At 69.4% G+C, this 23,186-nt stretch carries 35 protein-coding genes and 1 pseudogene; 15 read left to right on the forward strand and 21 right to left on the reverse strand.

From position 1 onward, the window contains the following. Positions 1-14: 14 nt before the first annotated feature. Positions 15-422 (forward strand): YciI family protein, encoded by a 408-nt coding sequence (locus tag ACGFY5_RS38135; RefSeq protein ID WP_392728518.1) that lies wholly within the window; start codon positions 15-17, stop codon positions 420-422. After that, entirely contained in the window at positions 419-1,552 is a 1,134-nt protein-coding gene (locus ACGFY5_RS38140; RefSeq protein WP_392728520.1) for an RNA polymerase sigma factor, read from the forward strand. The genes ACGFY5_RS38135 and ACGFY5_RS38140 overlap by 4 nt, the downstream gene beginning before the upstream one ends. Here the strand turns inward: ACGFY5_RS38140 and ACGFY5_RS38145 are convergent. Then, entirely contained in the window at positions 1,536-2,393 is an 858-nt protein-coding gene (locus tag ACGFY5_RS38145; RefSeq protein ID WP_392728523.1) for a LysR family transcriptional regulator, read from the reverse strand. The genes ACGFY5_RS38140 and ACGFY5_RS38145 overlap by 17 nt on opposite strands. Positions 2,394-2,489: 96 nt before the next feature. Here ACGFY5_RS38145 and ACGFY5_RS38150 point away from each other — a divergent pair, with 96 nt between their 5' ends. Then, a complete protein-coding gene (locus tag ACGFY5_RS38150) occupies positions 2,490-3,206 on the forward strand; it encodes an LLM class flavin-dependent oxidoreductase (protein WP_392728525.1) in 717 nt (238 codons plus the stop codon). Here the strand turns inward: ACGFY5_RS38150 and ACGFY5_RS38155 are convergent. The 8 genes from ACGFY5_RS38155 to ACGFY5_RS38190 form a co-directional block, all read right to left on the reverse strand. Then, complete coding sequence (locus ACGFY5_RS38155) at positions 3,184-3,582, reverse strand: RidA family protein (RefSeq protein ID WP_392728528.1); 399 nt, start codon at positions 3,580-3,582, stop codon at positions 3,184-3,186. The two genes, ACGFY5_RS38150 and ACGFY5_RS38155, sit on opposite strands and share 23 nt — an antisense overlap. 10 nt (positions 3,583-3,592) lie before the next feature. Then, the gene (locus tag ACGFY5_RS38160) at positions 3,593-5,053 is read right to left on the reverse strand and encodes a hypothetical protein (RefSeq protein ID WP_392728531.1); all 1,461 of its coding nucleotides are present in this window, start codon (positions 5,051-5,053) and stop codon (positions 3,593-3,595) included. A 141-nt stretch (positions 5,054-5,194) separates the two neighbouring features. Further along, positions 5,195-5,392, reverse strand: coding sequence for a hypothetical protein (locus ACGFY5_RS38165; RefSeq protein WP_392729089.1), 198 nt, complete (start codon positions 5,390-5,392; stop codon positions 5,195-5,197). After that, positions 5,313-5,528, reverse strand: coding sequence for an SgcJ/EcaC family oxidoreductase (locus tag ACGFY5_RS38170; protein WP_392728534.1), 216 nt, complete (start codon positions 5,526-5,528; stop codon positions 5,313-5,315). Before ACGFY5_RS38170 ends, ACGFY5_RS38165 begins: the two co-directional genes overlap by 80 nt. Next, positions 5,525-6,682, reverse strand: coding sequence for an alpha/beta hydrolase (locus tag ACGFY5_RS38175; RefSeq protein WP_392728536.1), 1,158 nt, complete (start codon positions 6,680-6,682; stop codon positions 5,525-5,527). Before ACGFY5_RS38175 ends, ACGFY5_RS38170 begins: the two co-directional genes overlap by 4 nt. A gap of 50 nt (positions 6,683-6,732) precedes the next feature. Then, positions 6,733-7,554: an ABC transporter permease gene (locus ACGFY5_RS38180; protein ID WP_392728539.1), complete on the reverse strand. Its 822-nt coding sequence runs from the start codon at positions 7,552-7,554 to the stop codon at positions 6,733-6,735. After that, on the reverse strand, positions 7,551-8,516 hold the full coding sequence (locus ACGFY5_RS38185; RefSeq protein ID WP_392728541.1) for an ATP-binding cassette domain-containing protein: 966 nt from the start codon (positions 8,514-8,516) through the stop codon (positions 7,551-7,553). Before ACGFY5_RS38185 ends, ACGFY5_RS38180 begins: the two co-directional genes overlap by 4 nt. A 98-nt stretch (positions 8,517-8,614) precedes the next feature. Further along, on the reverse strand, positions 8,615-9,010 hold the full coding sequence (locus tag ACGFY5_RS38190; RefSeq protein WP_392728544.1) for a hypothetical protein: 396 nt from the start codon (positions 9,008-9,010) through the stop codon (positions 8,615-8,617). 68 nt (positions 9,011-9,078) lie between these two features. Here ACGFY5_RS38190 and ACGFY5_RS38195 point away from each other — a divergent pair, with 68 nt between their 5' ends. Next, positions 9,079-9,522: a DUF6869 domain-containing protein gene (locus ACGFY5_RS38195; RefSeq protein WP_392728547.1), complete on the forward strand. Its 444-nt coding sequence runs from the start codon at positions 9,079-9,081 to the stop codon at positions 9,520-9,522. 20 nt (positions 9,523-9,542) lie between these two features. Further along, positions 9,543-10,184 carry an alpha/beta fold hydrolase gene (locus ACGFY5_RS38200; protein WP_392728550.1) on the forward strand — a complete coding sequence of 214 codons (642 nt, stop codon included), beginning with the start codon at positions 9,543-9,545 and terminating at the stop codon, positions 10,182-10,184. On the opposite strand, the gene ACGFY5_RS38205 is transcribed toward ACGFY5_RS38200, so the two are convergent. Next, positions 10,172-10,750: a pyridoxamine 5'-phosphate oxidase family protein gene (locus ACGFY5_RS38205; protein ID WP_392728552.1), complete on the reverse strand. Its 579-nt coding sequence runs from the start codon at positions 10,748-10,750 to the stop codon at positions 10,172-10,174. The two genes, ACGFY5_RS38200 and ACGFY5_RS38205, sit on opposite strands and share 13 nt — an antisense overlap. 4 nt (positions 10,751-10,754) lie before the next feature. Beyond that, positions 10,755-11,261, reverse strand: coding sequence for a PadR family transcriptional regulator (locus tag ACGFY5_RS38210; protein ID WP_392728555.1), 507 nt, complete (start codon positions 11,259-11,261; stop codon positions 10,755-10,757). A gap of 60 nt (positions 11,262-11,321) precedes the next feature. On the opposite strand from ACGFY5_RS38210, the gene ACGFY5_RS38215 reads away from it, so the two are divergent. Both ACGFY5_RS38215 and ACGFY5_RS38220 read left to right on the forward strand, forming a co-directional pair. Continuing rightward, entirely contained in the window at positions 11,322-11,768 is a 447-nt protein-coding gene (locus ACGFY5_RS38215; protein ID WP_392728557.1) for a hypothetical protein, read from the forward strand. A gap of 10 nt (positions 11,769-11,778) precedes the next feature. Continuing rightward, a complete protein-coding gene (locus ACGFY5_RS38220; protein ID WP_392728559.1) occupies positions 11,779-12,648 on the forward strand; it encodes an alpha/beta fold hydrolase in 870 nt (289 codons plus the stop codon). On the opposite strand, the gene ACGFY5_RS38225 is transcribed toward ACGFY5_RS38220, so the two are convergent. Then, complete coding sequence (locus ACGFY5_RS38225) at positions 12,599-13,159, reverse strand: PH domain-containing protein (RefSeq protein ID WP_392728561.1); 561 nt, start codon at positions 13,157-13,159, stop codon at positions 12,599-12,601. The genes ACGFY5_RS38220 and ACGFY5_RS38225 overlap by 50 nt on opposite strands. A gap of 20 nt (positions 13,160-13,179) precedes the next feature. Next, the gene (locus ACGFY5_RS38230) at positions 13,180-13,869 is read right to left on the reverse strand and encodes an alpha/beta fold hydrolase (protein ID WP_392728564.1); all 690 of its coding nucleotides are present in this window, start codon (positions 13,867-13,869) and stop codon (positions 13,180-13,182) included. A gap of 19 nt (positions 13,870-13,888) precedes the next feature. Here ACGFY5_RS38230 and ACGFY5_RS38235 point away from each other — a divergent pair, with 19 nt between their 5' ends. Both ACGFY5_RS38235 and ACGFY5_RS38240 read left to right on the forward strand, forming a co-directional pair. Then, positions 13,889-14,365: a GNAT family N-acetyltransferase gene (locus tag ACGFY5_RS38235; protein ID WP_392728566.1), complete on the forward strand. Its 477-nt coding sequence runs from the start codon at positions 13,889-13,891 to the stop codon at positions 14,363-14,365. Positions 14,366-14,524: 159 nt separating this feature from the next. Further along, entirely contained in the window at positions 14,525-15,373 is an 849-nt protein-coding gene (locus ACGFY5_RS38240; RefSeq protein ID WP_392728567.1) for a CPBP family intramembrane glutamic endopeptidase, read from the forward strand. Positions 15,374-15,424: 51 nt separating this feature from the next. On the opposite strand, the gene ACGFY5_RS38245 is transcribed toward ACGFY5_RS38240, so the two are convergent. From ACGFY5_RS38245 to ACGFY5_RS38265, 5 genes are all read right to left on the reverse strand, one after another. Next, complete coding sequence (locus ACGFY5_RS38245; protein WP_392728569.1) at positions 15,425-16,087, reverse strand: response regulator; 663 nt, start codon at positions 16,085-16,087, stop codon at positions 15,425-15,427. After that, positions 16,084-17,220 (reverse strand): sensor histidine kinase, encoded by a 1,137-nt coding sequence (locus ACGFY5_RS38250; RefSeq protein ID WP_392728570.1) that lies wholly within the window; start codon positions 17,218-17,220, stop codon positions 16,084-16,086. Before ACGFY5_RS38250 ends, ACGFY5_RS38245 begins: the two co-directional genes overlap by 4 nt. Continuing rightward, entirely contained in the window at positions 17,217-17,918 is a 702-nt protein-coding gene (locus ACGFY5_RS38255; RefSeq protein WP_392728571.1) for a hypothetical protein, read from the reverse strand. Before ACGFY5_RS38255 ends, ACGFY5_RS38250 begins: the two co-directional genes overlap by 4 nt. Further along, positions 17,915-18,823 (reverse strand): ABC transporter ATP-binding protein, encoded by a 909-nt coding sequence (locus ACGFY5_RS38260; RefSeq protein ID WP_392728573.1) that lies wholly within the window; start codon positions 18,821-18,823, stop codon positions 17,915-17,917. The genes ACGFY5_RS38255 and ACGFY5_RS38260 overlap by 4 nt, the downstream gene beginning before the upstream one ends. 107 nt (positions 18,824-18,930) lie before the next feature. Further along, entirely contained in the window at positions 18,931-19,107 is a 177-nt protein-coding gene (locus tag ACGFY5_RS38265) for a hypothetical protein (protein WP_392728575.1), read from the reverse strand. 119 nt (positions 19,108-19,226) lie between these two features. Here ACGFY5_RS38265 and ACGFY5_RS38270 point away from each other — a divergent pair, with 119 nt between their 5' ends. After that, positions 19,227-19,355, forward strand: coding sequence for a hypothetical protein (locus tag ACGFY5_RS38270; protein ID WP_392728576.1), 129 nt, complete (start codon positions 19,227-19,229; stop codon positions 19,353-19,355). Between the two features lie 57 nt (positions 19,356-19,412). Here the strand turns inward: ACGFY5_RS38270 and ACGFY5_RS38275 are convergent, their stop codons facing one another. Beyond that, a complete protein-coding gene (locus ACGFY5_RS38275) occupies positions 19,413-19,844 on the reverse strand; it encodes a VOC family protein (protein WP_392728578.1) in 432 nt (143 codons plus the stop codon). A 103-nt stretch (positions 19,845-19,947) separates the two neighbouring features. Continuing rightward, entirely contained in the window at positions 19,948-20,514 is a 567-nt protein-coding gene (locus ACGFY5_RS38280) for a hypothetical protein (RefSeq protein WP_392728580.1), read from the reverse strand. A gap of 289 nt (positions 20,515-20,803) precedes the next feature. Between ACGFY5_RS38280 and ACGFY5_RS38285 the strand changes: the two genes are divergently transcribed. The 4 genes and pseudogenes from ACGFY5_RS38285 (at position 20,804) to ACGFY5_RS38300 (ending at position 22,301) form a co-directional block, all read left to right on the forward strand. Beyond that, positions 20,804-20,932: a hypothetical protein gene (locus tag ACGFY5_RS38285; protein ID WP_392728582.1), complete on the forward strand. Its 129-nt coding sequence runs from the start codon at positions 20,804-20,806 to the stop codon at positions 20,930-20,932. Between the two features lie 119 nt (positions 20,933-21,051). Further along, on the forward strand, positions 21,052-21,753 hold the full coding sequence (locus ACGFY5_RS38290) for a DUF433 domain-containing protein (protein WP_392728584.1): 702 nt from the start codon (positions 21,052-21,054) through the stop codon (positions 21,751-21,753). 58 nt (positions 21,754-21,811) lie between these two features. Then, positions 21,812-22,102: pseudogene (locus ACGFY5_RS38295) on the forward strand (DUF5615 family PIN-like protein); the annotation flags it as partial. 46 nt (positions 22,103-22,148) lie between these two features. Then, positions 22,149-22,301 carry a hypothetical protein gene (locus ACGFY5_RS38300; protein ID WP_392728586.1) on the forward strand — a complete coding sequence of 51 codons (153 nt, stop codon included), beginning with the start codon at positions 22,149-22,151 and terminating at the stop codon, positions 22,299-22,301. A 5-nt stretch (positions 22,302-22,306) separates the two neighbouring features. Here ACGFY5_RS38300 and ACGFY5_RS38305 read toward each other — a convergent pair whose 3' ends face one another. After that, a complete protein-coding gene (locus tag ACGFY5_RS38305) occupies positions 22,307-22,588 on the reverse strand; it encodes a hypothetical protein (protein ID WP_392728589.1) in 282 nt (93 codons plus the stop codon). Between the two features lie 115 nt (positions 22,589-22,703). Here ACGFY5_RS38305 and ACGFY5_RS38310 point away from each other — a divergent pair, with 115 nt between their 5' ends. Beyond that, positions 22,704-23,111, forward strand: a complete 408-nt coding sequence (locus ACGFY5_RS38310; RefSeq protein ID WP_392728591.1) for a hypothetical protein — start codon at positions 22,704-22,706, stop codon at positions 23,109-23,111. Positions 23,112-23,186 lie beyond the last annotated feature (75 nt).

A 23,186-nucleotide genomic window follows, 5' to 3' on the forward strand; every position in this document is an offset into this window, starting at 1 on the left:
AGGAGAACACCGTCATGGCCAAGTACCTCCTGCTCAAGCACTACCGCGGCGCCCCGGCTCCGGTGAACGACGTTCCGATGGACCAGTGGACGCCCGACGAGATCTCGGCGCACATGCAGTTCATGGCCGACTTCGCCGACAAGCTCGAGAAGAACGGCGAGTTCGTCGACGGTCAGGCCCTCGCGCCCGAGGGGACGTTCGTGCGGTACGACGGCGAGGGCCGCCCGCCGGTCACCGACGGGCCGTTCGCCGAGACCAAGGATCTCATCGCCGGCTGGTACATCATCGACGTCGACAGTTACGAGCGAGCCGTGGAGCTGGCGGGCGAGCTGTCGGCCGCGCCCGGCAAGGACGGGAAGCCGCTCCACGAGTGGCTCGAGGTGCGCCCGTTCCTCTCGGTGCCGTCGAACACGGCCGAATGAACGAAGCACTGATCCGGGGCCTCACCCCGGGCGTGCTCGGAATCCTCGTCCGCCGCGGAGCTGACTTCGCGGCGGCCGAGGACGCCGTGCAGGACGCGCTGGTCGAGGCGGTGCGGGTCTGGCCCGACGACATGCCGAAGGACCCCAAGGGCTGGCTGGTCACCGTCGCGTGGCGCAAGTTCCTGGACGCCGCCCGATCGGACACCGCCCGCCGACGGCGTGAAGAGGTGGACGAACCGGCGCCCGGGCCGGCCCGGGAAACCGACGACACGCTGCAGCTCTACTTCCTGTGCGCGCACCCGTCGCTGAGCCCCTCGTCGGCGGTGGCGCTCACGCTGCGCGCGGTCGGCGGGCTCACCACGCGCCAGATCGCCCAGGCCTACCTGGTGCCCGAGGCGACGATGGCCCAGCGCATCAGCCGGGCCAAACGCACCGTGTCCGACGTGCGATTCGATCAGCCCGGTGACGTCGCCACCGTTCTTCGCGTTTTGTATTTGGTCTTCAACGAGGGCTACTCCGGTGACGTCGACCTCGCCGCGGAGGCGATCCGGCTCACCCGCCAGCTCGCAGCCGCGATCGACCACCCGGAGGTGGCCGGTCTGCTCGCGCTGATGCTGCTGCACGACGCCCGGCGCGCGTCCCGGACCGCGCCTGACGGCAGCCTCGTGTCGCTCGCGTCGCAGGACCGGTCCCGGTGGGACACGGGGGCGATCGCGGAGGGCGTCGAGATCCTGCAGGCGGCGCTGGCCCGCGATCGGCTGGGCGAATTCCAGGCGCAGGCCGCGATCGCGGCGCTGCACGCCGACGCGCTGACCGCGGACGAGACCGACTGGGTGCAGATCGTCGAGTGGTACGACGAACTGCTGCGGATCAACGACAGCCCGGTCGTGCGGCTCAACCGGGCGGTCGCGGTCGGGGAGGCCGACGGGGCCCGTGCCGGTCTGGCCGCCCTGGCGTCGTTGGATCCGGGGCTACCCCGCTACGCCGCCGTGTCCGCGTACCTGCACGAACGCGACGGCGACCTGACCACGGCGACGAACCTGTACGTCGAGGCCGCCGCCAAAGCCTCCAACCTGCTCGAACGCGACTACCTGACACGCCAGGCAGCCCGCCTCAACGCGCTGCCATGAGCTCGCGGAACTCCTCGAGCAGCGAATTCCGATCGCCGACGCGGGTCGCCAGCACGACCTGGCTGGGCTCCACTCCCTCCAGCGGAATCGTCGTCAGGCCGGGCCGGTGGATCCCGAGGTTGCCGGGGATGATCGCCACGGCCAGACCACCGGCGACCAGCTCGGTCTTGTCCTGGACGTCGTCGATGACCGGTCCGTCGGGCGCCCGGCTGCCGTCGGGGCGCGGATCGACCCGCCAGAACGCGTCCCGGGCCGGGTCGAGCACTCGCGGCATCGGCTCGTCCGCGATGTCGTCCAGCGTCACCGAGTCTTTCCCGACCAGCCGATGATCGTCCGGTACGAGCAGAACACGAGGTTCGACGTAGAGCGGAACTATCCGTAGTTCCTCGGTGGGGAACGGCAAGCGGGCCACTACCGCGTCCACCCGGTGGTCCAGCAGCGCCGTCTGCGGGCTGCGCCAGTCGACGTGCAGCGTCCGGACGTCGGCATCCGGCCGACGGCGGCGGAGTTCGCGCACCGCCGGCGTGACGATCAGGTTGTCGGCGTAGCCGATGGTCACGCGGTTCGGCTCGGCCGCGGCTTTCGTGCGCAGTACGGCCTGGGCGCTGGCGTCCAGCACCGCCCGGGCCAACGGCAGAAACGTCTCCCCAGCGGCGGTGAGCCGGGTGCCCTGCGGTGTGCGGCGCAGCAGCCGCGCGCCGACCTGCTGTTCCAACCGGGTGATCTGTCGGCTCAGTGACGACGGCACCAGGTGAAGCTGAGCCGCAGCGCGGCCGAGATGCCCATGCTCGACGACGACGAGGAAGCAGCGCACGAGGCGCAGGTCCAGGTCGTCGGTCATGGTTCGAATGTACTGACGTGCGGTGTTGCGCCCAATGCATCGAGTGGTGCGGAATGGTCACTGGCTTTCGGCCTGGGTTGGGCCGAAGCTCGGCTGGTGACAACTTTGCCGCGGATCGGTGTGCTCCTTCCGGTTTCGTTCACGACCACGCCGTCGTTGGATCGGCAGCGCGCGGCCGTGCAGCGCCTCGAACACGCCGGGTACGGGATGGCCTGGACCAACGAGGTGATCGGCAAGGACGCCCTCGTGCAGGTGGCCGTGCTCCTCGCGGCCACTCGTCGGATGATGTTCGGCACCAGCATCGCCAACATCTGGGCCCGGCCGGCTCCCACGATGAGTGCCGCTGCCGCGGAGCTGGCGCAGGCCTATCCCGGTCGGTTCGTGCTCGGCCTGGGCGTCGGTTACCCCCAGCAAGCCGAGGCGGTGGGTCGACCGTTCGGCAGCCCGCTGGCCACCATGCGCGACTACGTGCACCAGATGGACGCTCCGACCCAACCGCCCGCACCCTCGGCCGAGTACCCGCGCCTCATAGCGGCCAACGGACCGAAGATGCTCGCGCTGGCCGCCGAGCTTGCCGACGGAGCGCTGCCCGCCGGTCAGCCGGTGTCCGGAACGGTGGCGGCCCGGCAGGCGCTGGGGCCTCGGAAGCTGCTCGTCGTCGGGGCGTCCGCCGAGGGGGCACCGCTCGAGCACCTAGCGGCCGGCGCCGACCACGTACTTGTGATGCTCGAACGCGGAATCGACTACGACGCAGGAATCGATCAGCTGGAGCGCTTGGCCCCGGCATTGCTCAGGACGGAATCCCCACGATGAGGTCGATTTCGACGGTCGCGCCGACGGCGAGGCCGGTGGAGCCGACGCACGTGCGTGCCGGGAGCGGGCCGGTGAACCAGCTGACGTACTCGGTGTTGAAGCGGTCGTAGTCCGAGAAGTCGGTGAGGTACACGCGCACCATCAGCGAGTCGTCGAGCGTCGCGCCGAACTGCGCGACCACCGCGGCGAGGTTCCGGAACACCTGCTTCGTCTGCACGACGACGTCACCGGGCACGAGCTGGCCGGTCGCCGGATCGGTCGGCATCTGACCGGTGACGTAGAGCGTGTCGCCCCACCGCACGGCGTGCGAGAACGGCCCGACGCCGGGCGGCACCCCAGTGGACGAGTCGAACGTGTAAGCGGTGCGTTCGGGCATGACGGCGACTCTAATTCACCAGCTGCCACATGACTTCCACCGGCAACGCGGGGTTCGAGGCGGCCGCGCGGGCGAGACCCGGGTCGTCGAGCAGGGCCACGACCTGCTTCGGCGGTAGTTGCGGCGACGCGGCGATCGCCTGCCGGACGTCGGCGTCGGTGTCGTAGAGCAACGCGTCGACGATGCTCGGCTCCGCGTCGGGATCGAACGCGACCAGCAAGCGCAACGCGGGATCGGGGTCGCGCCAGTACCGGGCGAGGCCCGCCCCCGGGAAACCGGGCTTGCGCAGGAGCGTGTCCCGCCCGCAGCCCGTGTACTCCAGATAACTACGCAACAGCAGGTGCGGCGGAGCGTCCGCGCAATGCAAGGCCAGCAGAATGCGGACGCCGGCGTCGCCATCGGCGGCCAGCACCGGCACGAGGGCGGGCGGCAGTTCGGGGGAGCGCGCAGCGCGACGCCGGAGCAGCACGTTCGACGAGCGCGCCCACTGGGTGACCTCCTCGACCGTCCACGCCGGATCGACGCGCCAGGAGCCGGAGTGTTCGCAGTCGGGCCCGAAGTCGCCCTCGCCGGGCACGTGCCGCAGGTCGACGCCCATCGCGGCCCGTTCCTCCTCGGTGAGCGTCGGGTGCACCGAGATCGCGTTGCGGACGACGGGGTCCGGGTCGCCGAACAGGCGGGTGACCTGGCGCGCGGTGAGGTCGTCGCGGTGGGCGATCGCGCTGCGCACCTCCGGCGCGGGGTGGGAGATCAGCGTGGCGACGGCGTCCGCGGGGGCGTGCGGGTTGGTGGCGATGACCGTGAGGTCGTTGGGGTCGCCCTGGGCGAGGACGTGGTCGACGACCTCGCGGGTGAGCGGGCGACCGAGCTGCATCCAGCGTCCGAAGCCGGGTTCGGGGGTGAGTTCGGCCAGTTCGGTGGCGCGTTCGACGCGGTCCTCGAAGGCTTGCCGGACCGGTTCCGTGCGGTCTTTCTGCAGCGCCGCGCGGTCTGCGGGCGTCAGCTGCTGTTCGAAGAACACGGCGGCCGCGCGGACGTTCGGGTTCGGGTGGCGCGCGGCCGGCGTGACGAGCCGCCGGTCGTCGGCCATCGCCAGGCACAGTTCCTGGCGCGCCTCCCGCGCGTTGAGCAGTCCGCCGGCCGCCACGCGGTCGAAACCCTCGAGGTACGGACCGACCGCCTCCGGCGGTAACGGCTTCCGTCGATCGTGGCGCACGCGGGCGATCACGATCGGGTCCGGGTCGTCGACCATGCGGACGCGAATGCGCAGGTCGACGTCCAGGTTGCCGGCCAGGCCGCTGCGCACCTCGCGCTCGGGGTGACGGAGCATCACGTCGATGACCGGTGCGGGGAGCGGGCGGGAGGTCAGCTCGCTGCCCAGATCTTTGCCGTGCTGGTCGATCAGCCGTATGAGGAGCTCAGCCGGGGCTGCGAGGTTGCGGATGAGTCCTTCGAGGACAGCTGTCGGCACGGCGCCATCCTGCCGCAACGGCGCAAACGGGCGCGGATCGGGTTAGGGCGGACGCTCCGTGATCATTCACGCACTTCCGGTTCGTCGGCGACGCCCCGGTAGGTACGGAGAGACCTGGAACGCATCCCGGTCGGCGACACTTCAGCCGAGAACGACTCCGCGGGACGCGAGCTGCTGAAGCTCACGGGTGTGCTCTTCCGCTGCCTCCGGGCGGCCGTGGTACTGCGCGGGTGTGTTCTGGAAGAGGACGATCGAGCAGTCACCGTCCCGTTCTTCGGCGATGAACGTCTGGACGGCGTTGAGGGCTGGTTCGAGTCGATCCTGGCCGGGTGGCGTCATTCCCCCCGGCTATTCGGCTGCCGTCGAAGCCGATCAGGGTGCCGTCGGGCTGGAAGAGTGCGCTCATGCGCTGGGCGTCGCGCTCGTTCCACGTGGTGAGCAGACGCTCGTAGAGGGCTCGGGCTGCGGCTGTCATACCTCCGGAGGATCCCAGGCTTTGCGCCGGCGAGTGGTCCCACGTGTGTCTAGATTTGTGCCGAAGGCGGCTACCGCCTCGATGATCTGGCTGTAGCGCAACGAGTAGTAGAGGTCGTACGTGTGCTGGGCGCCCGGCAGTTCGGCGTACACCACGGGCTGGGTGCTGACCTCGCGAAGCCGCGCGACGAACTCGCGGGTGTCCTCCACCAGCGTGGAGCTGTCGAGGTCGCCGTGCAGGAACAGGAACGGCGGCGCGTCACGCAGGTGGTCCAGCGGCGACGATCCGGGGCCGTCCACCGGCCCGTAGTAGCCGTAGAAGCCGACGACGCCGGAGACCGAGGTGTCCGCGCTCTCGAAGCCCGGCTGGAACGCCGGATCGTTCGGTGTCAACGCGGTCATCGACGCCAAGTGCGCCCCGGCTGAGCTCCCCGAGACGATGATCTCGCCCTCGTAACGCGCGCGCACCCAGGCGATCACTCGCTTGGCGTCGACATGGGCTTCGGGGAAGGGACGGGACAGCGGGTAATTGGCGCTGACGCACACCCAGCCCCGCGCGGCGAGTGCGTAGAGGAGGGCACGGCCCTCTTTGCGTTTGTGGCCGATCCGGAAGCCGCCGCCGTGGAAGAACACCAGGACAGGTCCGCCGGTGGGGCGGTTCCGGTGGTGGTAGACGTCGAGCAGGTTGCGCCGGCCCGCGTCACCGTAGGCGAGGTTCCCGACGCGGACGACGTTGCGGCGGCGTTTGAGGAACGGTGCCAGCAGGATGTGGGCCCAGGGCCGGCGCTGGGGCGGTAGGTCGATGCCGAACTCGTGCAGGGACCGCCGCAGCGCCGCCTCGGTCGCGAGCGCTCGCCGGACCAGGACGACGAGGCCGCCGGTGGTGACCAGCGCGATCGCCAGCGTCGTCAGGCCTACGGGATTGACCAGGTCGCCCTGGGCGAAGGCGATGGCGGTGTTCCCGGCGAGCACGTAGAGGGCGAGGAACGGTAGTTCGTTGATCAGGAAGGTCGCCCAGAAACCCCAGAAGTTCTGGGTCGTGTGTGCGGGGCGGGGTCCGATCACCGCGGTGGCGGTGCAGAACGCCACGATCGTGACTGAGAAGAGGTATCCGAGGGGCATGTCGATGAGGATGGCGATCCGGATCGGGGTCACGCATCGATCGATGAGCAGGGGTGTTTGCGACTTTGGTCGAAGTCACCAGCTCAGACCTTCTTGCGGTAGGCACGCAGCGCCAGCGGCATGAACACCGCGACCAGACCCACGCACCACGCCAACGTCCACCAGATGTGGTTACCGACCGGCAGGCCCAGGAACAGGCCGCGCATCGAGTCCACCAGGTGCGTGATCGGGTTGACCTTCACGAAGCCCTGCATCCACCCGGGCAGCGCCGACAGCTCGACGAACATCGTCGACGCGAAGCTCAGCGGCAAAACCGCGAGGAACATGATGCCCTGCACGGAGCCGGAGGTCCGGGCCTTCATGCCGACGAACACCGACACCCAGCTCAGCGAGAGTGCGAAAACCACAGCCAGCGCACAAGCCGCCACCGCGGCGAGCGGGTTGTTGTCGATCCGGAAGCCCATCGCGTAGCCGACGGCCAGCGTCGAAACCGTGACGATCACGTACCGGACGACGTCACCCAGCACCGCACCGATCAGCGGCGCGGACCGCGGGATCGGCAGCGAACGGAACCGGTCGAAGATGCCCTTCTCGAGGTCCGTGTTGAGGTTCACACCGATCGAGATCGCACCGGTGGCGATGCTCTGGGCCAGGATGCCCGGAAGCAGGAATTCCAGGTACGTGTCCGTGTCCCCGGAGATCGACTTCCCGAAAATGTAGACGAAGATGACGAGGAAGATCGCCGGCTGGATCGTCACGTCGATCAGGGCTTCTGGCGTGTGCCAGGTCTTGATCAGGCTGCGTTTCGTGAGCGCCAGCGAGTGGCGTACCAGGCGAAACGGCCGGCGGACGCGGGGCTCGGGGGTGGAGCGGGCGACGTCGGGGCTGGTGAGGGTCGTGGTCATGCCGCGGCCTCCTCGGAATCGGCGGCCGGGCGGCCGGTGAGCGTGAAGAAGACCTCGTCGAGGCTGGGCAGGTGGAGCGAGAGCTCGGTGACGGGGATGTGCGCGGCGGCCAGGCGGGCGACGGCGACGGTCATCGCTTCGTCGGACGCGACCGGGACGGCGAGCACGCCCTTGCGGATCTGATCGGCGGGGGTGCCGGCGGAGATCTCATTGAGTATCTGCGCGGCCGAAGCCAGGTCTTCGGCGTTCGACGGACGCACTTCGAGCGTCGACCCGCCGACCACGCGCTTCAACGCCTCGGGAGTGTCGTGGGCGATGACCGTGCCGTGGTCGATCACGGTGATCTCGTCGGCCAGCGCTTCGGCTTCTTCGAGGTACTGGGTGGTCAGGAGGACGGTGGAGCCGTCGCGGACGAGCGTGCGGACGACGTTCCACATGTCTTCGCGCTTGCTCGGGTCGAGGCCGGTGGTGGGCTCGTCGAGGAAGATGACGTCGGGGCGGCCGACGAGGCTCGCCGCCAGGTCGAGGCGGCGGCGCATACCGCCGGAGTAGGTCTTGGCGGAGCGGTTCGCGGCGTCGGTGAGGTCGAACCACTCGAGCAGTTCGCTGGCGCGGCGGCGGGCCTCGGAGCGACCGAGGTCGAGCAGGACGCCGAAGAGTTCGAGGTTCTGGCGACCGGTCAGGTCCTCGTCGACCGAGGCGTACTGGCCGGTGAGGCCGATCGCTTCGCGGACCCGCTCGGCGTCGCGGACGACGTCGAGGCCGGCGATGCGGGCGTGGCCGGCGTCGGGGGTGAGGAGGGTGGACAGGATGCGGACGGCGGTGGTCTTGCCGGCTCCGTTGGGCCCCAGGACACCGAGGATGGTGCCGCGCTCCACGGCGATGTCGACGCCTTGGAGTGCCTTGGTGGGGCCGAAGTGTTTGACGAGGCCTTCGGCCTCGATCACCAGGTCGGTTGTCATGTGCAACACGTTGGTGGTCGGCGCTGCCAGCGAGCTGAGATGACGCTGTCCTGACGCTGACAGGCTGAGCGACCGCTGTCAGGGCGCGATCGACAGCATCAGCCTGATGCGGAGCCTGACAGGGGCTGCATCTGGGAAGGGTCGAACGCGGAGTGGAGGCGGACGACGCGTCCGTCGACCACGGTAAGGGTGTCCGTGCCGACGATCGTGAGTTCATTGCCGTCGGGTAAGCGGCCCGTCACGCGCAGGGCGACCACGACCTCGGTGTCGTCGCCGGAGACATCGGCGTGCTCGTAGAGGTCGGCGAGAACGCGCTGCTTGGTGGCCTCCTGTTGAGCGTGGGCTGCGAGGACGACGTCGCGGTCGTACGTGCCGTCCGCGGGCATCGGCGGTTCGTGCAGAATCTCGACGCGTTCGGCCAAGCGACGCTCCAGGAAGGCGAGCACCGCTGCGGACCCGTCGCGGTAAGCCGCATCCACTTCACTGGTGATCATTGCTGCATAATGCTCGACCGGCGGCGAGCCGACGTTGATTTTCGATCATCAGTACGTAGGATTCGCCGGTGATCGAGTCCGTTGCCTATATCGCTCCCGATGGCCAGTGCGAATACCATCCGCTCGACGACCCGGCGGTTGTCTGGCAGTCCCCGGACGCGTTCGCCGAGGCGTGGATGGCCGAGCGCCGCTCGGACGATCTCGGCCCGACCTGGACGTTCCTGTGGCACGCGTGTGCCGACGTCCAGCCGGGTGTCGTCACCGTGGTGATCGCCCTCGCGAAGGCGGCCGCTGACGACCGGCAGCTCCTGTCGGAGATCGGTGCCGGACCGCTGGAGGACCTGATCCGGCACGCGGGCAACAACCACGAACTGCTGGACGAGATCGAGCGCGCCGCGCGTCAGGAGCCGGCGTTCCGGGACGCGCTCGCCTCGATGTGGCTGAGCTCCGACGTCCCGGGGCACGTGCGGCAGCGGCTCGTTCCGTTCGGCGTGGCCGACCTCAGCGTCTAGCGTGTGGGCACCATGGGGGCATGGCTACGTTCGCGCTGATCCACGGTGCCGGTGACGTCGGTTGGTACTGGCACCTGGTGGAGGCCGAGTTGCGGGCGCGTGGCCACGACACGGTCGCGTCGGATTACCCCTGCGACGACGACTCCGCCGGCCTGCCCGAATACGCGGACGCCGTGGTGGCGGCGATCGGCAGCCGGCGGAACGTGGTCGTCGTCGGGCAGTCGCTCGGCTGTTTCGTGGCACCGCTGGTCTGTGATCGGGTCGCGGTGTCGATGCTCGTGCTCGTCGCGCCGATGATCCCCGCGCCCGGGGAGGCACCCGCGGACTACTGGGCGAACACCCGGTACGCCGACGAGGAACGGGAAAGCTACGACGAGCTGTTTTACCAGGACGTACCGCCCGGCCTCGCGGCCGAGGCGCGGAAGCGGGGACGGGCCCAGTCGGAAACCCGGCTGGGCGAACCATCACCGCTCCGCGCCTGGCCCGACGTCCCCACGCGGGTGGTGCTGTGCCGGGACGACCGGCTGCTGCCTCCCGCGTTCGTCCGACGCGTCGCGCAGGAGCGGTTGGGCGTCGTACCGGATGTAATCGACGCTGGACACACCCCGGCGCTGAGCCACCCCGTCGAACTGGCGGACCTGCTGGAAACCTACGTCCGCTGAGGCAGCGGAACCGGCAACGCCGGGAGCCCGTCGATACTCGCGACGTTCGTCTCCTTGGACTCGCAGTACGCGGCGAACCCGTCCTCCCCCTTGCGCCCGAAGTACTCGGCGTGCAGCGTGCGCTCTTCGCGGTAGTCCAGGAACGGCACCGCGAAGCCGCAGCTGTCGCTGATCCGCTCGGCCTCGACCAGGATGATCGCGCGGACCCCGACGTCGTCGGCCTCGGCCATGCGCGCGGCCAGGCCCGGGAAGCGAGGGTCGTCGCGGAACACCGGCTCGCCGCGGCCGTGGACACGCAGCACTGTCGGCGGACCGTCGAACGCGCACCACATCAGCGTGATGCGGCCGTTCTCCCGCAGGTGGGCGATGGTCTCGGCGTGGCTGCCGCCGAAGTCCAGGTAGGCCAGCGTCCGGTCGTCGAGCACGGCCAGGGAACCCGACCGGCCCTTCGGTGAGAGGTTGACGTGCCCGTCGGCGTCCAGCGGCGCGGTGGCCACGAAGAACACCGGCTGAGCGTCGATGAAGGCGCGAAGGCGGTCGGTGAGGCGTTCGTACTGTTTCCCCATACCGCTAATCGTCCGTCAGCAGCGCCGGTAGGTCATCCATCCAGTCGAGCACGGCTTGTTCGTACCGCAGTCCGAAGGCGAGCGTGGCGCGCTGCTGCGGCGTGACCGTCACCGTCTCCCGGTACTCCCGGAGCCGCTTCTCGTGCTCGCGCCGGTGGTCGTCGATGAAGCGGGACAAGCGGTCGCGGTCGACGTGGGCGCCGAACGCGATCGTCAGCAGCAGCGGGAACCGGATCTGTTCGGGGCTCGGCGGAACGCTCAGCCACTGCGCGAACGCATCGCGACCGGCGTCGGTGATGCGGTACCGACGTTTCGAGCGCGCCCCGACCTCGCCGCCTTCGACGTATCCGCGCTCCGTGAGCGCCGCCAGTTCCCGGTAGACCTGGCTCTGGCTCAGGCTCCAGAAGTCCCCGATGAGCTGCTCGGCGACCCGCACCAGGTCGTAACCGCTGAAGTCACCTTCGTGCAGGAAACCCAGCAGCGAGGCCGCGGTCGGATTGAGATCAGGCATATGTCCTCCTTGACATGCCACTGTGACATGTCAAAGTGTTAGGTGAGCGAGGAGGTCGACATGCTGCGCACCGTATTACTGAGCCTGCACATCGCCGCCGGAAGTTTCGGGCTGCTCGTCGGGCCGGTGGCCATGCTGGTGCGCAAGCGCCGTGGCTGGCACACCCGGCTGGGCATCGTGTATCAGGGTCTGGTCGCGGCCCTGTGCCTCACCGGGTTCGGCCTCGTGGCGATCAATCCGGACGTGTGGTGGCTCGCAGCGATCGGCGCGGCGACCTGGGCGGCGGCGTCGATCGGCTGGTGGGTGCGGCGGCGTCAGCGGCCCGGCTGGGTGTCGTTGCACGTCTCGTTCATGTGCGGTTCGTACGTGTCGTTCCTGACCGCGTTCCTCGTCAATGTCTGGGGATCCCCGCTGTCGTGGATCATCCCCACGATCGTCGGATCACCCTGGATCGCGTACGCCTCCGCGCGAGCCGGCGCCCGTCCCCGCCGAACGGCGCCCGCGTAGCCTCGCGGGTGTGGAGATCGCGCGGCCCGATGGGCGGAAACTCGAGTACCTGGTGACCGGCCCCGAGGACGGCGTTCCGCTGGTGATGCACACCGGCACCCCGTCCGCCGCCGTGCTCCACCAGCCCATGGCCGACGCCGCCGCGCGTCACGGCCTGCGTCTGGTCCTCTACAGCCGTCCCGGTTACGCCGGTTCCACGCCGCAGCCCGGCCGGAGGGTCGCCGACGTCGTCCCCGAAATCGTCGGGCTCCTCGACGAACTGGGCGCCAACCGCTTCGTCACCGCCGGCTGGTCGGGTGGCGGGCCGCACGCCCTGGCCTGCGCGGCCCTGCTGCCGAACTGGTGCGCCGCCGCGGCCGTCATCGCCGGACCCACGCCGTTCGGCGCCGACGGCATCGACTGGCTCGCCGGGATGGGCGCCGAGAACATCGAAGAGTTCGGTGCGGCAGTCGAGGGCGAGGAGCCGCTGACCGCGTTCCTCGAAGCCGCAGCTCCGGAGCTGGCCACCGTCACCGCCGACCAGGTCGCCACCGCCCTCGGCGATCTGGTGGACGACGTCGACAAGAACTCCCTGACCGATGAATTCGCCACCTACAACGCGGCATCGTTCCGCGCCTCCGTGTCCACGGGCATCAGCGGCTGGCGCGACGACGACCTGGCTTTCGTCACCGACTGGGGCTTCGACCTCGCCTCGATCAAGATCCCGGTCTCGATCTGGCAGGGCGGCCAGGACCGTATGGTGCCCTACGCTCACGGCGAGTGGCTCGCAGCCCACGTGCCCGGCGCGAAAGCGCACCTCGACCCGGCCGAAGGCCACCTCTCCGTCGTCCTCAATCGCTTCGACGCAATTGTCGAGGAACTCGCGGGATACGTTCGCTGACCTGCTTCAACTGTTCCCGTTCAGCGGCCAGCGCCGCCTCCCGCTGCCGCAGGTCGCGTTCGACCTGCTCCTCCGTGCGCGGTAGGTCTTTGTGGATCGACGCCATTCGGCGAGCCACCGTGGGCTTGGTGCCGAGCGCGGCCACAGCGTCCGATTGCTCGCCGCGGAGGCCGAGCAGGGGCAGGGTCCGGCCGTCGACCAGGCGGATGTGCACGTACGTGCGGGAGTGGTCGAACCGCTCGACGTTCTCGACCCGGCCCCAGGGAATCAGCCGGTCGGGCAGCTCGAGCCGACGCTGTTCGAACCACGACAGGCGGATGCCGTCCCCGTTCACGACGACGTTGCCCCAGGCCCAGGACAGGGGTAACGCGATCATCCAGGCGAGCGCGTAGACCAATTTCGACCAGTCCTCGCGGTACACGACGGCAGCCAGGTAGACCGCCACGAGACAGCCCCAGATCGCGACCATCCACCACCGCAGGAGCCAGCGCCCTCGGATCTCGTCCGCCATATGGGGGCAGTACCCCGTCGCTATTCGGCGAGAAACGCGACGACCAGAGCGGCGAATTCGTCGGGGCGGGTGGAGTGGATGCGGTGCCCCGCCCCTACGGTGTTCAGATCGGCGTGCGGTAGGGCCGTGGCAATGTCGGCCGTGCGTTCCGGGGGCAGGTGGCTCGCCGGGCCGCCCGACAGCACGAGCGTCGGCGCGGTGACGAGCTCCAACGCGTCCCACCAGCCGGGGTCGGGTCGGCGCAACTGCTGGATCGCCGAGGTCACCGCTTTGGGGTCGTAGGGGCGGCGGCGCGCGACACCCGACAGGCCCAGCAGGAGCATCCGCAGGCGCGACAAAGCCGGTGGCCCCATCTCACCGCGAGGGGGCGCAGGCGGCTCCTCGAGCACCAACCGCCTGACCCGCCCAGGCTCGGCCTGAGCCACGAGCGTCGCGACGTAAGCACCCAACGAATGCCCCACCAGCGCGAACTCGCCCACCCTCAGATCGTCGACCAGAGCTTGGACGTCGTTCCGGTAGTCGACAAGCGGATACCGGTCCGCGCGTGGGCTCCGTCCGTGCCCCCGCAGATCGGCCGCGATCACGCGGTGCCCGGCCGCCGTGAGTTCCGGCGTCAGCCGATCCCACGTGGACAGTCCGCTGGCCCCGCCGTGCAGCAATACGACCGGCTTCCCCGTCGGGTCCCCGGACTCCCGATAAGCCAAGCTCATGCGTTGTAGCTTTCCGCACATGCAGGGCACTTACGTCCGCCTTCGCGAGGCGACCGAAGCAGACCTTCCCCGGATGGCCGAGATCCGCGCGACGCCCGAGGTCTACGCGCGCTGGGGCGGCGACCCCGACGACCTGACCGACGACGACGTGCACGTCCTCGTCATCGAGTACGACGGCCGCGTCGTGGGCGCCATCCAGTGGTCCGAGGAGGAGGACCCGGACTACCGCCACGCCGGCATCGACATCTACCTCGACCCCGCGGTGCACGGTCGCGGCCTCGGCACGGACGCGGTCCGCGCGCTCGCCACGCACCTGATCGAACGCGGCCACCACCGCCTCGTGATCGATCCCGCCGCCGACAACGAGCCGGCGATCCGCTGTTACGCCAAGGTCGGCTTCCGCCCGGTCGGCGTCATGCGACGCTACGAGCGCGGACCCGACGGCACCTGGCACGACGGCCTCCTCATGGACCTGCTGGCCGAGGAGTTGACCTGATGAGCCGCGTCCAGGACGTGCGCCGACGCCTCGCCGCTGCGGACGCGGCTGTCCCCCGGAAGAGCTACACGCGAATGTCCAGCTCAGAGGGATTTGGCGGCGCGCCCGAATTCCTAATCTCAGTCGTGTCGGAACACGCACTGAGAGAGGAACCCGATCGTGACCACGACCCTGGCACCGCAGACGAAAACCCAACTCCAGCGCTTCCGGGTCCCGGTTCTGATCGCCGGGCTCGCGGTCGTGCTCGTCGGGGCACGCGGCTTGAACGCCGTCGCGGCGCACAACCCGATTCTCGCCCTCGCGATGGGCTTCTCCACTGCCACCGCCGCGGTGTTCGCCTACCGCTGGCTGACCCGCACCGTCGAGGGCCGCACCACCGTCGACGAACTGCCGAGCGCGGGCAAGTGGACCGGCCTCCGCCGCGGCGCGCTGATCGGCTCCGGCGCGTTCACCGCCACGATGCTCCTGATCGGCATGTTCGGCGGCTGGGAGCACGTCAGCGGCGGTTCGTTCAGCGGCATGCTGATCACGCTCGGCGCGATGGCGAGCGTCGCGGTCAACGAGGAACTGCTCTTCCGTGGCGTCATCTTCCGGATCATCGAGGAGCGCACCGGAAGCGTGGTCGCGATCGTGGCCTCGTCGCTGCTCTTCGGGCTGGTGCACCTGGTCAACCCCAGCGCCACGCTGTGGGGCACGCTCGCGATCGCCATCGAGGGCGGCACCCTGCTCGCCGTCGCCTACGTCCTGACCCGCTCGCTGTGGCTGCCGATCGGCCTGCACTTCGCCTGGAACTTCGTCGGCGGCGGCTTCTTCGGCATCGTGGTCTCCGGTGCCCCGCAGGAGGACACCAGCCTGCTGCACACCTCGCTCTCCGGCTCCGACGCCCTGACCGGAGGAGCGTTCGGCCCCGAGGCCAGCCTGGTCGCCCTCGCGGTCTGCCTGACGATCACCGCGGTTCTGCTCCGCCGCGCGGTCCGCACCGGCAAGCTCCGCCGCCGCAGCGCCTGACGTCTCCGGCCCGAAAGCCTCGGCTCGATTCGAGCCGGGGCTTCGCCGTTTCTAGGACACGAGGCCGAGCCGGTGGGCCAGGACGACAGCTTGAACGCGGTCGCGGACCTCGAGCTTGGTGATGATGCGCCCGATGTGGGTCTTGACTGTCGCCTCGGACAGGAAGAACCGCTCCGCGAGCTCGGGGTTGGACAGCCCTTCGGCCGCCGCCAGGAAGATCTCGCGTTCCCGCGGCGTGAGCCGTTCGACGCGTGGGTCGTCCAGCAGCGGGCTGCCCGCACCGGCCTCGGGCAGACGGTCGGCGTAGGCGTCGAGCAGGCGACGGGTCACGCTCGGGGCCACTACCGCGTCACCGCTGGCCACCGACCGGATCGCCGAGACCAGGTCGTTGGGTGGAGCGTCCTTGAGCAGGAATCCGCTGGCCCCGGCGCGCAGCCCCGCGTAGGCGAACTCGTCCAGGTCGAACGTCGTCAGGATCAGGACACGCGTCTCGCCGCCGGCCTCGACGATCCGACGCGTGGCTTCGATGCCGTCCGTGCCCGGCATCCGTACGTCCATGACGACGACGTCGGGCTGCAGGCGCGCGACCTGCCGGACGGCGTCCGCACCGTCGACGGCCTCCCCGACGACGGAGAGGTCGTCCTCGCCCTCGAGGACGAGGCGGAACCCCTTCCGGATCAGGGCCTGGTCGTCGGCCAGCACGATCGTGATCATCGGGGCAGCCGTGCCTCGACGTGCCAGCCGCCGCCGGGTCGGGCGCCAGCGGTCACCGTGCCGCCGTGGACCGCGACGCGCTCACGCATGCCGACGAGCCCGTGGCCGGGTTCACCGGTTTCCGGTCCGGATCCGTCGTCGACGACCTCGATGAGGCATTCCTGATCGGACACTGCGACGGTCACGGCGACCTCGGTGGCGTCGGAGGCGTGTTTCAGCACGTTGGTGAGCGATTCCTGGACCAGCCGGTAGACGGTTGCCTGCGGCCCGGCCGCGAGCGTCGTCACCGGGCCGGTCAGCGTCAGGCGGGCGTGCAGACCGGCCGCACGCAGCGAGTCGAGCAGCTGGTCGAGGTCATCCAGACCCGGCGCGGGGTGCCTGGACTGCGATGGCTCGCGCAGAGTGCCGAGCAGCCGGCGCATGTCCGCGAGCGCGGAGCGTCCGACGTCGGCGACCTCGAGCATGATGTCGGCGGCTTCGTCCGACTTCTTGGCCGCCACGGCGGCACCCTGCGACAGCGCGACCATCACCGACAGATTGTGGGCGACGATGTCGTGCATCTCGCGGGCGATCCGGGCGCGTTCGTCGGCTGCGGCGAGCAGGGCGCGCTGGTCACGCTCGATCTCCAACCGCCGGGCGCGGTCCTCGACCGCGGCGAGGTAGTCGCGCCGCGAGCGCACGGCGAACCCGATCGCCACCGCGGCCACCCCCGCCGCGACCATCAGGACCGGTGTCTCGGGCAGCCGGCCGTGGCGCGGCCAGAGCGCCACACCGCCGAGGGCGACGACCACGTACACAGCGAAGGCCGCGTACGCGATCCGTCGACGACGCAGCACCGCGACCGCGTACAGCGCGACGAGCAGCGCCGGTTCGACGAGCGCCGCGTCGGACGCCCACCATCGGCTGACCGCGACGACCAGCAGTACTCCCAGCACCGGAACCGGCGCCACCGACCGCAGCAGCAGCGCGGCCGCCGTGACCACCAGCTGCGCCGCGAGGACACGTTCGTCCACGTGAAGGTTCGCGCCGTTGCCGGCGTCCCAGATCAACACCGGGACCGCCGCTGCGGCGTTCACGACGAGCCCCGACGCCCACGCGGGGCGCCGGGTGGCGGTGGCTCGTTCGGTGCTCATGCGTCCCTTCGACGCAGCAGGTACGCGGCTCCGGCCAGTGCGGCCACCACCCAGGCGAGCAGGATCGCCGCCGCCGGCCAAGCGTCCGACATCATCGTTTCCCCCGCTCGGCCGGGAGCGAACCTGGCGACGTCCGACGAGACGATGTCGAGCAACCCGGGCAGGATCGCCACGACGGCGATGACCGCGCCCACCGCGGCCGCAGCGTTGCGCAGGAGCGTGCCGACGGCGACCGCGAGCAGCGTGATGCCGACCAACTGTCCGACCGCGCCGGCCAGCGCGGTCGGCACCCCGGCGTCGCCGAGCCCGACCCCGCGCGGACCGAGGACCGCCTGCGCAGCGAGGAACGCCACCGGCACGGTCACCAGCCCGACGACCGCCGTGACACCACCCGCCACCAGGGCCTTCGCGGCGAGCACCGGAAGACGGGTCGGCACTGCGGCGAACGTCCACCGCACCAGGCCCGACGAGTACTCCGACGTGGCGACGAGCACGCCGAGTACACCGACGGCGAACCGGGCGTACTGCACGCCCTCCATGCTGGCCGCGATGGGCCCGATGAGCATCCGCGGCGACTCCGCGACCGCCCCGGCCGTGAGCACCCCACCGGCCACGATCGCCACCGCCGTCGCCACGATCGCCCAGACCGGGGCCCGGAGCGACCAGAGCTTCACCCATTCCGCTTTCAGCGCCCTCATGACCGCACGCTCCGATAGTCGCTCTGGTCCCTGGTCAGATCCATGAAGGCCTGCTCCAACGAGGCGGCTCGTGGCGTCAAGCCGTGGATCGGCAGTTGTGCTTCGGCGGCCCGGGCGGCGATCGCCTCGGCCCCGAGGCCCTCGACTTCCAGTACGCCGGGTTCCGGGGCGCTCACCGTCACGCGGGGACCGACCAGCAGGTCGCGGAGCGTGGTCGCGTCGGGCGAGCGCACCTCGATCACGCCGTTGCCGGCCCGGCGGACGAACTGTTCGAGTGGTTCGTCGGCGATCAGCTTTCCGCGGCCGATGATCACCAGGTGGTCGGCGGTGAGCGTCATCTCGCTCATCAGGTGCGAGGAGACCAGCACCGTGCGGCCCTCGGCGGCGAGGCTCCGGAGCAGTTCGCGTAGCCATCGCACGCCGTCGGGGTCCAGGCCGTTGACCGGTTCGTCGAGCATGATCGCCTGGGGGTCCCCGAGCAGCGCCGACGCGATGCCGAGGCGCTGGCGCATGCCCAGCGAGAAGCGTCCGACCCGGGTGTTCGCCACTGTCTCGAGGCCGACCATCGCGAGAACGTCGTCGACCCGCTTGGAGGGCAGGTTCGTCGTGGCGGCGAGGGCGCGGAGGTGTGCTCTGGCGGTGCGGCCGGGATGCGCCGCACCCGCATCGAGCAGCATGCCGAGGGTTCGCAGGGGCGCTTCGTGCTCGGCGTAGGGACGGCCAGCGACGGTGGCGCGTCCTCGTGTCGGGGCGTCGAGGCCGGCGATCAGCCGCATCGTTGTTGACTTGCCCGCCCCGTTCGGGCCGAGGAATCCGGTGACCCGCCCCGGCTCCACTGTGAAGCTCAGGCCGTCCACCACTGTCGTGCGTCCGTACCGTTTGACGAGGTCAATGACGTCGATCATGGCTCTCCCTCCTTCCCTGTCGACGCTAGGAAGCGCGCGGGAAAGCGACGAGAGACCAGGGTCGGAACCTCCACCCCGACGCCGTACGACTTCTGTTGTATCCGCGGTCAGTCGACCTGGGCCGCAACCTCGTGGTGGTCGACCCGGTCGTCCCAGCGCAGCAGCCGTGCCCCACGGAAGCCCGGCACGTTCCGCAGGTGTTCGGTCACCTCGGTCTCGTAGTGCTCCCGATAGATGTCGGCGGTAGCCGGTGCGGCCCAGCCTCGCCATGTCCGAGCAATCACGGTCGCGCCTCCTCGAGCAGTGTTGGCAAGCGAACGTTCGGGCCGTCGTGCGGCCGATCGAGCGGTTCGCGGTTTCGGGCGAAGCTAACGCCACAACGACTTCTTGGAGGCTGAACGACATGAGCGACTGCTACGGCTGGGACTACAACCAGGGCAACGACTGGGACTACAACGAGTGCAAGCCGCGTCGCCGTCGTCACCACAAGAAGCGCTACAACGACTGCTGGGACTACAACCCCTGCAACTGACAGCCCACGAACGAGGCCCGGAGCGCGATGCGCCCCGGGCCTCGTTCGTGTCACCGGTCAGCCGTGGCAGACCGCCTCGAGATTGATGCCGTGCGGGTCGAGCACGAACGCGCCGAAGTAGTCCGGGTGGTACTCCTCGTGCACGGCCGGCGGCAACAGCACCGAGGCACCGGCGGCCAGCGCCGCCTCGTAGAACGTCGTCACGTCCGCACGGCTGTCGACGGTGAACGCGACATGCATGTTCGTACCCACAGTGCCGCCGTCGATCAGCCAGAAGTACGGCTTGACGTCCGCGAGGCCGAAGCCGGTCATCGCCGTCGGCTGGTTCGGTGTGGCGTTCGGCGGGATCTCCAGCATCTTGCTGATGCCGATGCTGGCCAGCACCGGCTCGTAGAACGCCACCGCGGCGGCGAGATCGGGTACAGCCAGGTTGAGATGGTCGATCCGGGAGCCGGCCCGGTTGAGCGTTCCGTCCTTTGATGACGTCATTGCCCCATGCTGACGACGACTCCGGACACCGAGTGACCGCAATTGCCGTGTATGCCCACGAGTCTCGGATACAGCGACGCCATGAACGTCGCGGCCCTGAGCGTCACGCGATCGTGAGCGCCGACCGCTCGACCTGGACGTGCTGCTTCTGCGCGACCAGCTGGTCCGCACCCTCGGCGGCGGTGACGCCGACCTTCGCGGGGAAGTCCGCCCCGTGCCCCGTGACCGTCCCGATGAACGACACCGTCTGACCGGCCTTCACCTTGAACGGCGACTCGCCCTGGCCGGTGAGCTGCACCCACACCCGCTCGGTGTCGCTCGACCCGACCCAGAATCCCTCGTCAGCGGGCACCGACTCGACGATCACCGCGGTACCGACTGCGGGCTGTCCGGCGTACTGCGTCAGATCTGCAGTGGCTGTCGAGCTGTCGCCGTCCGAGAACAGCGCCGTCGTTCCCAGGGTGAGCCCACCGGTCGACGACGCGCTGCCCGGCGTGGTTCCTGCTGCGTCGGACGTGGCCGCTGCGCTCGCTGTCGCAGTCGCGCTCGGCGCTGCCGTCGTAGTCGGCGTCGACGTCGAGGACGCGTCGTCGCTCGAGTCGTCGTTGCCGCACCGGCTGAGCCCGAGCAGCAGCAGAACGACGAGCACGATCAATAAGACGATGGGCAACAGCCACGACCGACGACGTCTCGGCGCGGCGTTGGATGCTCCAGCAGGCGAGGCCATGATTCGTCCCTCTTCGGACCTGGGCTACATGAGTGACCGATTTTCGGTACGCGGTGGATAGCCCAGCCACAGCCCCAGAAACGACCCCTCTACGGGGCACGGAGCTCACACCGTGCCGTGTTCGGAAGCGAACACTCCGGGGGTTCCGCGGCCGAACGAGCGTGCGCTTCATCCGCGCGAAGCTGTTTGCACACGGGAACACACCCCGAACCACACACTTGGAGGAAGCGACATGAGCGGCTGCTACGACTACGACTACAACCAGTGCAACGACTGGGACTACAACGAGTGCAAGCCGCGCCGTCGCCGCCACCACAAGAAGCGCTGCAACGACTGCTGGGACTACAACCCCTGCAGCTGATCACCCAGCACCACCAAAGCCCGGAGCCCACGCTCCGGGCTTTTGTCTGCTCTGGCTTTCCTTGGCACGTACCCGTGAGTTGGAGTACGGTTGCCCCCGATGCGGAGAGGAGGGGACTCGTGCGCACGCTCATGGTTCTGCCCCCGGCGCCCGCTACCGTATTAGTCATGGCGAAGCCGGGAAGCGGTGATCTCGTGTCGCCAGACGAGCAGCGACTTGCGGTCAATCGAGAGAGCGCCGCGAGGCTCGCGCAGCTGTCCCTGCGCCAAGTCGATTACTGGGCGAAGTCCGCTCTCATCGTCCCCACCGTCGACGAACATCTCGGTCCAGGCCGCCGCGTTCGGCTGTACGGCTTCGTGGACCTGCTGGCCATGATGGTGGCGGCCACGTTGAAGGAACGCGGTATCTCGCTCCAGCACATTCGAGCAGTCGTCGATCATCTCCAGCGTCGTGGCTACCAGCAGCCGCTGACCGAGGTTCGCTGGGCGACCATCGGAAACCGGATCTACTTCCAGCATGACGACGGGGGCTGGGAAGGTGATCTAAGTCCTGACCAGACGGTGCTGTCCGAGGTGCTCAACCTCGACGTGCTGCGTGCCCGGATCAGCACTGCCACCGAGCGCCCCGGAGGCACCGCCGGACAGATCGAGAAGCGTCGAGGCGTCCGAGCCGGTAAGGCGGTAGTCGCCGGCACTCGCGTGCCGGTCGACACCGTGCGCAGGTACCTTGCCGCTGGTCGCACGGTCGAGGAGATCATCGAGTCATTCCCGGTCCTCACGGCCACTGACGTCGATGCAGTCCGCGCCGAGACAGTCGCTTGAGCGTTGAGGTTCGTCTGCGATAACGACGTCGACGCCGCAGTAGCGGCACGGTTACGACGCGTGGACCGTGCAGCGGGCGGGCCTGGGAACAGCAGCGGACGACGAGCTGACGGTCTACGCGCAGAGCCATGGAGCCGCGCTGATCACTCACGACAAGGAGTTTTCTCAGCGGCGACGTCGGACGGTCATCGGCCAGCATATTTGGCTGCGATGCGTCGAGTGGGATGCTGCTGATCTCTTGGTCGCAAACCTCGACGAGTTGGAGCCCATGCTCAAACGCCATCGTGACCTGTGGGTCCGGCTGGCGAAGGATGCGCAAATGGAAGCGTCGTGGGTGTGGGACCCCTGATGTGCTCAGCGCGACGGCCGCCTGGCATACCCGAGGAAGGTGGGTCATGGAGATCACTCGACTCACGCCAGTGTCCGCCGGTATGTGGGTGGCGCCGCCCACCATCTCGGGTCCGATCCCGATGCCCTCGACACCGGCGGTTGATGGCTTAGGGGCCGGTGACCTGCTCTCGACGCTGCGTGACGAGGAGAATCGGTGACGAGCTCAGCGGGTTGCGGTGGCCAGGCGTAGGCCCAAGCCGATGAGCACCGTTCCGCTCACCGCCTCGAGCCTGGCACGTTCTCCGACCTCTGACCGCGCCAGGCGGTCGACGAGCGCCGCCAGGCCCGCGCCGGCGCAGAGTGCCCAGACATACAGGCCCGCCTCCAACCCGAGCACGGTCGACACCGCTGCCCGGATGCCGTGCAGAGCCGCGCGTCGCCCCGGAGACGCCGAAATCAGGAGCACCGCCACCACGAACGCCGGGATGAGTGCAACGAGGTCCATGGCCGCATGGTGCGCCGCGCCGTTCGGCGTTCCTCCAATCCTTTGCGGACGCTCCGCGCGCACTGGCGGATCTTTGGCACGCTGGCCCGGCGAACTCGCCTACGGATGGGTGCACATGGGGAACCTTCTGCCCGGCATCGCCGGGGGACTCATCGGCTTGGCCGGTGTGCTGCTCGGGGCGTGGATCGGTAGTCGCAGTCAGGACCGGCGGTGGGTGCGGGAGCAGAAGCTCAAGGCGGCGACGGAGGTCACCACCGCGGGCATGCACCTCTACCAGTCGCAGCTCGAGGGAGCCACCCAGCGTCGGCACAGCACCACGGACCGGATGCTGTGGCTCGACCGACTGCAGGCCGGGCGGTCGCAGATGCACCTGCTGTGCAGCCGCGAGACGCGCGACGCGTCCGACCGGCTCGCCGAGCTCGTCTGGCGTGAAGAGGGAACCGATACCCCGGCCGACGAAGCGGAAGTCATCAAGGCACTCCAAGCGCTGACCGACAGTCTCCGGCGCGAGTTCCGGACCTGATTGGACGTCCGTGCGGCGTTGCACTGAGCGGTCCTGTTCTGCCAGTTCTGCGAGTTACGACAGCCTGAAGCCGAT

This window comes from Cryptosporangium sp. NPDC048952 (assembly GCF_043197895.1).
In the GTDB taxonomy this organism is placed as follows: domain Bacteria; phylum Actinomycetota; class Actinomycetes; order Mycobacteriales; family Cryptosporangiaceae; genus Cryptosporangium.